General features: G+C 55.2%; 9 protein-coding genes. 6 read left to right on the forward strand and 3 right to left on the reverse strand.

The features are described 5' to 3' along the window. Nucleotides 1-106 precede the first annotated feature (106 nt). From OOF89_RS20250 to OOF89_RS20270, 5 genes are all read left to right on the forward strand, one after another. Entirely contained in the window at nucleotides 107-1,312 is a 1,206-nt protein-coding gene (locus OOF89_RS20250) for an acyl-CoA dehydrogenase family protein (protein WP_266082357.1), read from the forward strand. A 39-nt stretch (nucleotides 1,313-1,351) separates the two neighbouring features. Beyond that, entirely contained in the window at nucleotides 1,352-1,936 is a 585-nt protein-coding gene (locus OOF89_RS20255) for a MaoC family dehydratase (protein ID WP_266082359.1), read from the forward strand. Beyond that, the gene (locus OOF89_RS20260; RefSeq protein ID WP_266082360.1) at nucleotides 1,929-3,371 is read left to right on the forward strand and encodes an acetyl-CoA hydrolase/transferase C-terminal domain-containing protein; all 1,443 of its coding nucleotides are present in this window, start codon (nucleotides 1,929-1,931) and stop codon (nucleotides 3,369-3,371) included. The genes OOF89_RS20255 and OOF89_RS20260 overlap by 8 nt, the downstream gene beginning before the upstream one ends. Nucleotides 3,372-3,485: 114 nt before the next feature. Beyond that, nucleotides 3,486-4,556: a TAXI family TRAP transporter solute-binding subunit gene (locus OOF89_RS20265; RefSeq protein WP_407661669.1), complete on the forward strand. Its 1,071-nt coding sequence runs from the start codon at nucleotides 3,486-3,488 to the stop codon at nucleotides 4,554-4,556. Nucleotides 4,557-4,765: 209 nt separating this feature from the next. After that, a complete protein-coding gene (locus tag OOF89_RS20270) occupies nucleotides 4,766-6,793 on the forward strand; it encodes a TRAP transporter permease (protein ID WP_266082788.1) in 2,028 nt (675 codons plus the stop codon). Between the two features lie 361 nt (nucleotides 6,794-7,154). Here the strand turns inward: OOF89_RS20270 and OOF89_RS20275 are convergent, their stop codons facing one another. From OOF89_RS20275 to OOF89_RS20285, 3 genes are all read right to left on the reverse strand, one after another. Beyond that, entirely contained in the window at nucleotides 7,155-7,904 is a 750-nt protein-coding gene (locus OOF89_RS20275; protein ID WP_266082362.1) for an SDR family NAD(P)-dependent oxidoreductase, read from the reverse strand. 204 nt (nucleotides 7,905-8,108) lie between these two features. Next, nucleotides 8,109-8,651: an RBBP9/YdeN family alpha/beta hydrolase gene (locus tag OOF89_RS20280; RefSeq protein ID WP_266082364.1), complete on the reverse strand. Its 543-nt coding sequence runs from the start codon at nucleotides 8,649-8,651 to the stop codon at nucleotides 8,109-8,111. A gap of 131 nt (nucleotides 8,652-8,782) precedes the next feature. Beyond that, nucleotides 8,783-9,367: a dihydrofolate reductase family protein gene (locus OOF89_RS20285; protein WP_266082366.1), complete on the reverse strand. Its 585-nt coding sequence runs from the start codon at nucleotides 9,365-9,367 to the stop codon at nucleotides 8,783-8,785. Nucleotides 9,368-10,905: 1,538 nt separating this feature from the next. Between OOF89_RS20285 and OOF89_RS20290 the strand changes: the two genes are divergently transcribed. Continuing rightward, nucleotides 10,906-11,313, forward strand: coding sequence for a PPC domain-containing DNA-binding protein (locus OOF89_RS20290; RefSeq protein WP_266082368.1), 408 nt, complete (start codon nucleotides 10,906-10,908; stop codon nucleotides 11,311-11,313). The last annotated feature ends 1,464 nt before the right edge of the window (nucleotides 11,314-12,777 follow it).

Genomic DNA, 12,777 nt, shown 5'->3' on the forward strand with positions numbered 1-12,777 from the left:
GCCATGGTGCCGAGCGTTGCTCTGCACGCAATGATCCAACGGATTATCCGGTAATCATTGCGTGGCTCCAATACGTTTAATGCACTCATCCAATACACCATAAATGATGGCAGATCCTATCGATAGCGGGTTAGCGCTATCTCCGACACAGGAAGCCGTTTGTGACGCGATACGGACGGTGTGTCGCGAGTTCGATGACACGTACTGGCGCGACCGAGACGCGGAGGGGGAGTATCCCCACGAATTTGTCAACGCCCTTGCCGAGGAAGGGTGGCTCGGAATCCTCCTCCCTGAAGCGTATGGAGGGAAGGGGTACGGAACCGAGGAAGCGGTAGCGATGATGTACGAAATCGCCAGAAGCGGGGCAGGATTTAGCGGCGCACAGACGGTTCACGCCGCTATCTATAACTCGACGCCACTCGTAAAATACGGGAGCGAGAAGCTCAAAGACGGGCTCCTTTCGCGGGTGGCGAGCGGTGATGCGTGGATCCAGTGTTTTAGCCTCACCGAACCGAAGGCGGGATCGGAGTCGACCGCGATCACCACTCGCGCTGATCGCGACGGTGACGAGTACGTAGTTAACGGCGAGAAGCTTTGGACCTCCCGCATCGACGTCAGTGACTATCTCGTATTGGCCGCGCGAACAACGCCATACGAGGAAGCGGGAAAGAAAACTGAAGGCGTCTCGCTGTTTCTCGTCGATATCGAGCGTGGAATCGAGGATGGGAGTATCGAATTGGAGGAGATCGAAAAAACTGTGAGCGGGGCGGTGAGCTCCTTCCGCGTAACGTACGACGATCTCCGAATTCCCGCCGACCAGCTGATCGGTGTCGAGGACGAGGGGTTCTATCAGGTGCTCGATGGCCTCAACGAGGAGCGATTGGTAATCGCCGCCGAGACGGTGGGTCTCGGGGAACTCGCAATCGAAACGGCTGTCGAGTACGCGAACGAGCGAGAAGTGTTCGGTCGTTCTATCGGAAAGAACCAGGCCATTCAACATCCATTGGCTGCGGCGTTTGCTCGCGTCCAAGCTGCAAAGCAGTTCACGTTCGACGCGGCAACACGGACGAAAGACGCGGATCGAAAAACGATCGGCTCACGGGCAAACACCGCGAAGTATCTCTCCGCCGAAGCTGCCTTCGAGGCGGCGGACGCCGCCGTTCAAGCTCACGGCGGACGAGGTGTGGCCCGCGAATACGACGTTGAACGGTACTTTCGCGAGGCGCGACTCACCCGTCTCGTCCCTCTTACACAGGAACTGGCACTCAACTACGTAGGGGAGAACGTACTCGGACTCCCTCGATCGTACTGACGAATCACGTGTAATAGAGATCCAAAGAGACGCAATATCATGAACGACAACAACACGACGGACGAGACGACGGAGAATCGATTGGTCGAAGGATGGCAGGGCCGCTACTACGAGGACTTCACGATCGGTGACGTGTACAAACATCCGTTCGGGCGGACCGTCACCGAGACGGATAACGTTTGGATGACGAACGTAACGATGAACCTCAACCCGATGCACTTCAATGAGGCCTACGCGTCCGAAACGGAATTCGGTGAGCGCCTCGTCGACGGAACGTTTGTCATCGCACTGGCGGTCGGGATGAGTGTCATCGATGTCTCGGTCAACGCCACCGCGAACCTCGGGTACGACGACGTCCGTCACCATGCACCCGTTTTCCACGGCGACACCATCCTTGCCGAGAGTGAAGTGCTCTCTAAACGGGAGAGCGATAGTCGCGATCACGTCGGCATCGTCGAAACGGAGTTACGAGCGTACAATCAAGACAACGAGAAAGTCCTTTCGTTGAAGCGGACCCCGATGGTGTTGAAACGAGAGTACGCCCAGCCAAGCGCCGCACAGCCACCGGGATGGCCCGAGGGGATCGGTACACAACCAGGCGATACCGAGGCTACCGATGAGTAACTCGACCGACCGCATTCAGGATGGCCTCACCGCCACCGATGCGGCGACGGCCGCTGACACCGTTGATCCCACCGACGTCGTCCTCAGTAGCGGGTTCGGTGGCGTTGGATATCCGAAACGGGTACCCCAGGCGCTGGCCGACGACGATCGCGACATGTCGCTCACCGTCGTCTCCGGTGGGGGCGTCGGCGGCGAAATCGATGACGCACTGGTTGCGGCAGGCCAGATGGCTCGCCGGTTTCCGTTTCAGACTCGCGAACGTTCCCGTACTGCGATCAATGACGGTGAAATAGCTTTCCACGATCGCCACATCTCGCGGTTCGGCGATGAGGTTCGGCTTGGCGATGTCGGTGATCCTGGCGTCGCAATCGTCGAAGCCGTCGCCGTCGGTGAGAACTGGTTGATTCCCACGACTTCGATCGGACACACGCCGTCGTTCGTCGCTGCTGCCGACCGCCTCATCGTGGAGGTAAATCACGAGCAACCGCGTGAACTAGAACACATCCACGACGTCTACCAGCGTGATCTTCCTCCGAACCGCGATCCAATTCCTATCACCGAACCGATCGAACGAATCGGTTCCGCAGCGATATCGTTCGATGCCGAGAAGCTCGTCGCTGTCGTCGAAACGGATCGTTTCGACGACCCGTATTCATTCAGGGAACCGACTGACGTCGACGGCGTCATCGCGGACAACCTCCGGTCATTTTTGGAGGCGGAACTGGAGCGAAATCCGACGCTACGGGACCGCATCAATCTCCAGTTCGGGGTCGGGAGCCTCGGAAACGCGCTTATGGGTGCACTCTCCGAGATCGACTTCGGCGACCGCGAGGTGGTGTACTTCGGCGAAGTGTTCCAAGACGGTCTCCTGGACGCCATCGACGAAGGGTTGCTGGCAGGGGCGAGTGCGACGTCTCTCGCGCTCTCGGTCGGAGGTCAGCAACGACTGTTCGAGGATATCGAGCGATACGCCGAGGACGTCGTCCTTCGTCCCGCCGACGTGTCGAACAATCCCGCTCTCATCGACCAATTCGGGGTCGTGGGTGTCAACAGCGCCGTCGATATCGATCTCTACGGTAACGCGAACGCGACCCATATCGGCGGGACGAACGTCATCAACGGCATCGGTGGTGGCGGTGATTTCAATCGTAACTGCCGCCTTGGGATCATCGCGCTGCCGTCGACCGCTGGAGACGGGTCCATCTCGCGGATCGTCCCCAGCGTCGCACATGTCGACCATACCGAACACGATCACTCCGTCGTCGTTACGGAACACGGCGTCGCCGACCTTCGTGGGTTGAGTCCCACGGAACGCATGGAACGGATCGTGGACCTTGCACACCCCGATTTTCGTGCCGACCTCCGAAAGTACAGGGATCAGGCCCTTGATGAGGGTGGCCATATCCCGATGTGCACGGACTTCGAGTTCCGGTAGCCCGAGCGATCGACCACTTCGGTTCCCTCGAGTATCATTATAGACGCTCATATTACTGTAAATTTTGTGAACGACGATAATTTTATTAATAACAGTGATAATTGTGGTCTGTATATGTCTGACGACAGTGTATCGCGCCGGAACATACTGAAAGGCGCGACGACGATGGGAGCGATCAGCTTAGCCGGTTGTACCGACGGCCTCAGCGGCGGAAGCGGCGGTGAGGGCAATTATCAAATGACCATCGCTGGCACTAGTTCCGGGTCGTCGACCCAACAGGCAGCACAGGCACTCGCACGGGCCGCACAACAACACAGTGATTCCGTTTCGATCTCCGTCCAGGTTACGGATGGCTGGACGGCCAACCTCTACGAGTTCGACAACGGTAACTTTAGCTCGATCGGCGTCGACAACAACTCCCTCTCGAAGGCGATGAACGACGAGGGACCGTTTGCGGACAAATCGATCGATTCCCTCCCGATGCAGGGATTCGTCTTTACGAATCTCGAGATTCACTGGGTTGCGATGGAAGGTTCGGGCATCAAGTCGACCGCGGACCTCCGGGATGGCGGCCACACCATCTATCCCATTCAACCCGGGTTCGGTACGCGATTACTCACTGAGGAAGTGATCAAGGAGGCAGGACTCTGGAAACAAAACGATATCCTCAACGTCGACACCAGCGATATTCCCGGCGCCGTGGAGGAGAAACGTGCCGATGCGCTCTGCATTTACGGAGCGAACGGGGTTAACCTATCGAGCTGGGTACAGGAGGTCGACGTCCGCAGCAACGGCGGCCTCTACCTGATGGAAGTCGACGACGAATTCCGTCAGGCCATCAAGAACGTGCCAGGTGCGATCGTGAACGAGTTCGACGACTATCCATACGAGTGGGAACAGGACGTGACCAAGGTCACGGATACGACCACCGCATGGGTTCTCTCCGGTCAGTGGGCGTTCGGTCCCGACGTCCCCGCCGATGCGGCAAAAGAGGTCGCTCGTCTTTCCACAGAACACCACGACACCATTCGCGAGGCTGATCCCACGGCGCTCGACCACTCCGGCATGAACTCGATGACTACCGCCGTCATCCCTGACCTGGAGATTCATCCGGGCGTTGCCGAATACTGGCGGAACAACGATGTCTGGAACGATGATTGGAAAGAAGGCTCGACGAACGAATAGACTGTTCCCGACCGTACGATTCAGCAACTGAACGTCAATCAGAGCACCCAAACCCTGACACAACTCATGCACGAAAAATCGACAAACGATACTGAACTACCGATTGACCGGGGTGACCGGTCGTGACCGAGGCAACGGCGGATGACTTGGACCCCGGAGATGGTCAGAAGTTCGAGACCGAGCGCCCGGGAGATGCCGAACTGTTGTCCATGCGAAACGTACTGATCGGCATCTCGGTCCTCTTCTGGGTGTTCGTCATCTGGTACGCCTGGGATCAGACCATCCCCCGTGCGCAGTACGGCGTCATCTTCTTCGGAATCATCCTCGAACTGTTCGTCCTCACCGAACTGATGGAGCTTGCAGGCGGTGGTCGGGGTTATCTTCCCACCGACGTCAAACGAGCCTATGGTCCCGGTAACAGGATCGAAGCGTTGTTGTTGACGTTCTCCGCAATCGACGTGGCAATCACGTGTCTGTACGTCGCGACGCAGTTCCAAGCGTTGTACGTCACCAGACAAGGCAGGGCACTCCAGTACGAAATCTACATGGCGGCGGTATTCACGCTCGTCGTGATCTATCTGACTTGGCGGTCGTTCGGCCCGACCTTCCTGTCTATCATCCTTCTGGGGATCGCTTACGGCCGCTGGGGGATGTTCGCACCCGGCCCGCTCTCACACGGCGGTATCGGTTGGGACAGGCTCATGCGTGTTCTCGTCCTCAGCGTCGGGGGATTTTTTGGCTTCCTGACACAGTTGGTTGCGGCGTGGATTGCACTGTTTTTGCTCTACGCCGGGTTCCTGAAGGCGTTTGGCGCGTTCGACCTTATCATGCGCCTGGCGTTCCGTTCGGCTAGGTACATCGATTCGGGAATCGCACAGACCGCCGTGCTGTCCTCGGCCGTCGTAGGATCGGTCAACGGCAGTCAAACAGCAAACGCCGGGATGACTGGCTCGTTCACCATCCCACTTATGAAGCGGAACGGTATGAAACCCGAAACTGCGGGTGCGATCGAGGCCGTCGCCTCAACTTCCGGTCAAGTGCTCCCGCCAGTGATGGGGGCTGCCGCATTCATCATGGCATCACTGATAACCGGCATCACATACGCGGACGTCATCGTCGCCGGCTTGATCCCCGCAGCAGTGTTGGTGGTGACGATCTTCATCGCGGTACACTACGTTTCCGTGCCACAACTCAACGACACCGACCCCGAAGCTCTCATCGAGGATCCGATGGATCGGTCGGAGTTCGTCATCGAGAGTCTGAAGTACGGCATTCCGCTGGCGATCTTGATCTACAAGCTGGGGATCGAACAGGTGACGGTGATGACCGCCGCGCTGTGGACGGCAACGGCGATGCTCGCTACCGGCACGCTGGTTCCCTTGATTCAGGCCGCGATCGGAACGAGCGGGGAGTCCGTCGGAACGTCCGCCCATCGAAGCATCTGGGAGACGCTTGACGGCGCACGCGAAGGAGTGGTCGTCCTCGCGCCGGTTGCGATCATCCTTGGTGCGATAAACGGCGTCGTGGACATCCTTACTGCGACAGGGGTTCCGACATCGATTTCGCTCACTCTGATGGATCTCTCGGGCGGCGTACTGTGGATTGCAGCCATCCTCGCGATGATCATCTGTATTATCCTCGGATTAGGGATGCCCACGACGGCGTCGTACACGATCGTCGCGCTACTCATCGCGCCGACGCTCATCAATCAGTTCTTCCTACCGGAACTCGCGGGGCACTTCTTCGTATTCTATGCGGCGATTCTCGCGGGACTCACGCCGCCGATCGCGACCTGCGTCGCTGTGGCCTCCGGGATCGCCGGTGCTGACTTCTGGAAGAGTTGTTGGGAGGCGATCAAAATATCCGCACCGCTGTTCATCCTTCCCTTCGCGTTCGTCTACCATCCCGAAATCGTCTCCGCTCAACTAAACGGGCAGGTGCTCACGTCCGGTGCGTTCGCGATGATCGGGGCGATCACGATTATTCACGGGATCAACTACCCGTTCTCGTTCGAAACGTCGATCACGCTTCCGGCTCGGTTCGCCTTCATCGTGATGGGTATCGTCATTATGCTCTATCCGTCATCGACGGTGCAGGTGATTGCATTCGCCCTCGTCGTCGCGATGTACATCGTTCAGGCGTTCGTCGGGCGGCCAGACCCAACTGGCGTTTTCCGCAGCAAAATTGGCACTTCCAGTGGACGACAACCCCGACCGAGTGAATCGAAGCGCGAGTAGCTTCCCAGTTCCATCCGCGCTTGTCGTCGCTTTTTCCGGAATCAATTTTGTTGGTCGCTCTGACGTTTGAGTCTCAATCATGGGCGTCTACACGATGGGGAGATCCTTGGGACGGAATGGAGTTACGAGCACCAGGGGACAACTATTCAAGTCCGGGCAGGCCGTCGAGCGTTGAATGTGAAGGTGGACTCCGCTCGCGTTGTCAGAATGGTTGTCTAGTGACTTCGAAGGTGTAGCCTCGCGTTCCATCCTTGGACCCGCGAATTCGGCGACGCGATAGCTGACACCGTTTCGACCGAATATACCCTAGCGGAGTGATCCAGCGTTATACTGTCTACCATCCGTGATTCTCGCCAGACACCTAATCCATTAAGGCACCACAGGAAATGTTGACCTCGGTGGCAGTCATTGAGCGAGCCCGGTCTGAGGCCACGAAGGAGGCGACATCACCCACGTCGGCTAGCGTTGCAGCCCGTTTCAACAAGGTTTCGTCTTCGATTTCCGAGGCGATCTCTTCCATACCTGAGACCGACTCGGGGATGGACTCGGGGATACCGCCGGTTTTCAACGTGACGACGCGGATACCATGCCTCCCGAGCTCGACGGCCCACTGCCGGCGGAGTCCTTCGATAGCGTCGAGTGCGGTTTTGAAGCCACCCAACCCGGGAAACGTCTGCGGGCCATCCCCCCCGAAAAATAAGATTACTCCCGACTCCTGTTCGATCATGTGTCGAGCGGCCGCCCTCGTGGTCAGGAACTGTGTTCGCATCGCGGTCGTTATCGGCTGCAGGAAATCGTCCACGGTGATCTCTAGCAATGGTTCCTGAACGTCTCCGTACCCGATGAGATTGAACGAGATATCGACGTGCCCGGCCTCCTCGACAACTATATCGACGTACTCGTCGACGGCCTGCTCGTCAGTTGCGTCGACGACAGCGGTGTCAACGTCGCCATCGTTCGAACGAATGTCATCGGCGACCTCGTCGAGATTCGCCTGAGTGCGACCGGCGAGGAAGACCCGCGCTCCCTCGCGGGCGAACGCTCGGGCCACCGCACTGCCGATGTGACCCCCCGCCCCATAGATCACGGCGACTTTGCTATCGAGTATCATGGGGGTCTACCTTCGCTGGCTATGGTATTAATCGATTCTGCCGGACGAGGCTGCATTTTCTGAGGGGGAGCTTCGAAGTACGCGAAATTCGTGCCATTCAGATGACCGGCCCAATCAGCATCGATCGGACTGGTTTTCTCGACATCGGGCGGTTATCGCCGTGATCCCCGAATTCATTCATCTAGCGTTTCCAATTCATCCGAATCAGCGTTTGATGTCACGAGCAACACTGGATAGATCGTTGTCGAACTGATGACCGCGTCCGTCGAATTCGCGAACCGTCGCCTGCGGGAGGAGTTCTCGGTACACCTCGAGGTGAGAGAATGGTACCCATTCGTCATCGCGGCTGTGGTACAGGAACACGGGTAGTCCGCTCGCAAGCTCCGATGCAACGTCGCGATGTAGTTCGAGCTCGCTGGATTGCCAATCCTCCACACCCCAGTAGGGGGCTGCGATGAGGTAAACACCAACGATGGTCGATCTCACCCCCTCTTCGGAGAGGTATTTCAACAGGACCGAACCCCCTAACGAGTGCCCGACGAGAACCACCTCGCCAGTTACCGCAGCGAGTTCCTCGTCGATCTGGTGTTTCCACTCCGTATACGTAGGACGAGCTTCGTTCGGCATCCTCGGAAACCGAACGTCGTATGCAGCCCCCAGCTTGTCCTGTAGGCTCACCGCCAATTTTTCGTCTTCCTCGTATGCCCCCTCTCCGGCACCGTGGATGAACAGCACGTGTTTTTTCATCGATCTTGTCTCATCATCCTGATCCCTCGGCAACTCGCCTGCATTCCCAGATTCATTGACGGTCGTCTTTCGCGAACCGGATAGAGGAGAGATCGGAAATCGAACACCTATTCTGCCTCTACGGTTCAGCCTCATCTGTCGACTCGATACCTGAGGATCACGACGCCCGTTCCGGTCGTTTTCGTGTCGAGGAGTTCCAAATCGATTCGCTCGTCCCCCTGCCTGAAGAGTCGCTTCCCGCTCCCCAGGATCAACGGATGGATCATGAGTTGGTACTCATCGACGAGATCGTGCTCCATCAGCGTCTGGACGAATTCGCCGCTGCCGAAGACCCGGAGGTCTCCGCCGGGCTGTCGTTTCAACTCGGCGACTGCCTCTGCCGCGTCGCCCTCAAGTAGTGTCGAATTCTCCCACTCCACCTCTTCCAGGGTTCGCGAGGCGACGTACTTGTCGATGTCGTTCATCAGGTCGGCAAATTCCCCATCGTTCGTCGCTGTCGGCCAATACGCGGCGAAGATCTCGTAGGTCTTTCGTCCGAGCAGGAAAGCGTCCGACGTGGCGATCCCTTCGGAGACGGACTCTTCAAAGACCTCGTCGATGTACGGCATCTGCCAACCTCCGTGTTCGAACCCACCTTCGGCGTCCTCGTCAGGACCGCCCGGTGCCTGCATCACCCCATCGAGCGTTAGAAACTCGCCAACGATTACGTTTCTCATGTTTTGTTTTCCTCCTATTTCTGAAGGTAGTACGTTACGATGTGCAACCGAAGATGTGTTACCTTGAGGACGTCTGCCCCTCCTCGTTATCTTCGGTTCGACCGTTCCGTCCCACCCGTCCTAAGACGGGTGCAACCGACGTACGCTCCCTAGTGGCTTAACCATATAGACGGGTCTTGACGGTAAGATATACCGCCCCCACACGCTCACGAGGCGGGTTCGCATACCAAATGGATTTTTAGACGTGCCGTCGACGAATGATGGGGAACTCCCGTCTTCGTGACGAATCTCCAAGACGGGTCGAAAGGCCGTGACGTTCTGTGGACGCTAACGTCGGTGCTAGCACATCGTGAACGAGTACAAGCACATCAAGTGCGATTTCCCATCGAAGACGTCCTCGAAAGGCTACCACGTACGGTCGTTCTACTTTGTATTCGCCGTGTTGCTGAACAATACCTGCTCACCGACTTCTTGCTGAAAGCGGTAATAATGGTCCGCCTGCGGGTTGATGTGTCAGAGATCATTGTCTCTCCAATGATCCTTCCTGACTGAGCGCTTGAACCTTGCTGGGACCGCCCCTGGGAGTTGTAACGGTGGTCCGCTTCCGGGGGTTCGATATCGGCGCTTGATCGCCGAGGGGAACCACGACCCACCGAGATTCGACCCAAGACTATCGTAGTGACTATTTCTATCCTGGCGCAGATTTGATATCGCACTATACAATTTATATTTTCTTAACAGACTGAATTCTACTGGTAGAGTCGTTGTAAACCGCGTTTACGCTGACGGTGGTGTTTCGCCTTTCACTTCCGCATATTTCACTAAGCGGAAGTGGAAATGGGTGGATTGCCGCCCTCGGTGAAGCAGATTTCATCGCTTCAAACGGTTTGGCGTCTCTATTAGTAGCGATGGGACCGATAGTAAATCTCGATCGAATAGGGAATCGTTTCGTACGCCGATTGATTCTACACGTCCAGATCGACTCTGTCTCGCTCAGATACATGGCGAAATCCTCCGATGTTAGGACGGCCTCTCTGTTGACAACCTCTCCATCGACGAGAAGCGATCACAGCTCAGTGATCGAAATCGTAGCGTCAGCTGAAGCGGAGGGTATGCCTCCTGTATTAGTTGATCGAAGCCATAACGACAGATCTAGCCACGTTCGTGTGCCTATTTTTCATTTAAATCCGTCTTCACTCACGGCTTCCGGTACCTCAACGTCATAAATACTAAGCGCATGGGATTCCTACATATCTGTTGTAAGTTTATCTGCCTTATTTCCTCTTCAGAAATATATATCGACTGCAAATCAGAATATTTGACTTGATTGTTATTGGTTTCTATGCCGTGGTTTTAACCAACAAATACAACCCAATATACGATGATTTGTTGGTCAAATAATTCCGACAGTACGTTTCTATGTGGTCTAATATTGATGTGAGTTCTGCTAATCAGTATCGTACATAAGTCATCTATCATTCGTGGGGATTAGTGCGGAAGAAATTAAGTGGTAAGCGATCGTAACTGCTGCATAGATCATGGAGTATGTAGACGAAGCGAACCAATTCATTGTTCGACTCGATCCTGGTGACCAAGTCCTTGATTCCCTCAGCCAACTCAGAGAAACTGAATCAATCGAGAGTGCGTTTTTTACGGGAATTGGGGCCGTCGACGAAGTAACACTCGGACATTACGACGTTGAGCGGCAGCAGTACCACGAAGAGACGTTCAAGGGCGAGTTCGAGGTAACCAACTTCACTGGAAATATCGGTCCGGACAAAATTCATTCCCACATTCAATTAGGGAAGCGTAATTTCGAATCAATTGGTGGTCACTGTAGTGGTGCTCGCGTTTCAGGTACCTTCGAACTCATTGTTCAGAAAGGCGAAACACCGTTACGTCATCAACTTGATGAACGAACTGGACTCAACGTATTTGAACTCTAATTCTCTCATCAACTGTTCTATATGGATTTTATCCCCTAATATAGGGGATAAAATGTGCTGAGTCGATTTGTTTTGCCCATCCTATATCAAGAGAGAACCACAGAACTGGTGAAGCGACTCGACAATTTCTTCAAAACTCAAGTAGTAAAGCCAATACACGCCATAGAATTCCACTAGTGATAGTGAGAACGGCTGGTCATCCCCTCTCGGAACAGATACGAAGACGACATGATGGATTCCTATCAACGCATGTTTTCTAAAATGGATTGGAATTACGATTAATCCACGTTCCTAAAACTACGAACGTATAAATCTCGATGTATATTTGGTATCCACGTTATTGAACATGTGAATCATAGTTCTCACCGTAGTAACTGCGTAGGTTAGTTTACTGGCTATACTAGTAGTTAATTGAGATCGTACTTGAACAGCTCTCAGCAGGAAACTATTTAGACCGAATACCGAGTGTAACGCGCTCGTGGTGGTAGACACAGATACGAAGGACCGATTTGATTCGTATTGAACGGCTGACTAGAACCTATCTCATTCAAAGTCCGCACCCTGCGTGAGACCTATTAAATTTCCTAAAGACGCTCCGATTAACGTTCTTGACCTGACAAAGATAACGTGATTCAGCCCTCGCGACGTCCACGACCGATATGCATTCGAAAGTCGACCTCGTTATTGACAAATTGGTAGGAACAAACCATATGAGTACAAAATACTAACGCAGAACTATCTGTTTAGAATTGTTAATCGGATTTTTTTCCTTATTGAACCTCCTTCAATGGGGAGTGGCCTGTGTCCTAGGTATTACAGGACTAGCCATGTAATGCACCGATGGTACACGCCTAACCTCCGCTGAGGGGTCACTGAAGTACGGTGTGTAGGGTGGACATCACGATCCACTCTTACAGGCGGACGAAACAAGCGCGAACGGAGGCGATCTGGTGTCCAACAATGGTGGTCAGCGGAAAACGCAACACACTGTGCCGATGTTTTTCGACCGCATCTATAGTCCGATCAACGGGGGATGCGTTTACAAGCCATGAGGCCGCTCGCGTACTTATGCCACATGGTAGTCGAACCATGTTTTGGAGCCAAACATCCTCCTGCCGGTCAGTCGCCACATGTTTCCGACGACGATGTTTGTCACCCGGTCCCCATAAGCCGGTGAGGGCCTGGCGTTGTGTGGCGTGATGATCATGCTCTGGCCTTACCACTGCGAGTAGTCATTGGGAGTGTCTCCTGTCGTTCAGTGTTCCCCCACCAGTGGCCTCGCCCAATGGACAGAATGCAATGCGGCAACGTGATTCGCCGCGGGTATTCCGTAGGTTCTGATTTGTAGAACCAGCACGTCCATAGGATTCGTGGGACGAGTTATTTCCCGTACCGAGCGCCTTCATGTCCGCCTCCGCGGCCAGGATCGGATCGGTTTGTCCGTTCTACTAGTTCTGTCCAATG

The sequence above is a fragment of the Haladaptatus caseinilyticus genome (genome assembly GCF_026248685.1).
GTDB classification, from domain to species: Archaea; Halobacteriota; Halobacteria; order Halobacteriales; family Haladaptataceae; genus Haladaptatus; species Haladaptatus caseinilyticus.

What these genes read in the sequence shown, in the direction of transcription:
- OOF89_RS20250 (WP_266082357.1), top strand. Translation starts at nt 107, where the DNA reads ATGGCAGATCCTATCGATAGCGGGTTAGCGCTATCTCCGACACAGGAA.
- OOF89_RS20255 (WP_266082359.1), top strand. Translation starts at nt 1,352, where the DNA reads ATGAACGACAACAACACGACGGACGAGACGACGGAGAATCGATTGGTC.
- OOF89_RS20260 (WP_266082360.1), top strand. Translation starts at nt 1,929, where the DNA reads ATGAGTAACTCGACCGACCGCATTCAGGATGGCCTCACCGCCACCGAT.
- OOF89_RS20265 (WP_407661669.1), top strand. Translation starts at nt 3,486, where the DNA reads ATGTCTGACGACAGTGTATCGCGCCGGAACATACTGAAAGGCGCGACG.
- OOF89_RS20270 (WP_266082788.1), top strand. Translation starts at nt 4,766, where the DNA reads ATGCGAAACGTACTGATCGGCATCTCGGTCCTCTTCTGGGTGTTCGTC.
- OOF89_RS20275 (WP_266082362.1), bottom strand. Translation starts at nt 7,904, where the DNA reads ATGATACTCGATAGCAAAGTCGCCGTGATCTATGGGGCGGGGGGTCAC.
- OOF89_RS20280 (WP_266082364.1), bottom strand. Translation starts at nt 8,651, where the DNA reads ATGAAAAAACACGTGCTGTTCATCCACGGTGCCGGAGAGGGGGCATAC.
- OOF89_RS20285 (WP_266082366.1), bottom strand. Translation starts at nt 9,367, where the DNA reads ATGAGAAACGTAATCGTTGGCGAGTTTCTAACGCTCGATGGGGTGATG.
- OOF89_RS20290 (WP_266082368.1), top strand. Translation starts at nt 10,906, where the DNA reads ATGGAGTATGTAGACGAAGCGAACCAATTCATTGTTCGACTCGATCCT.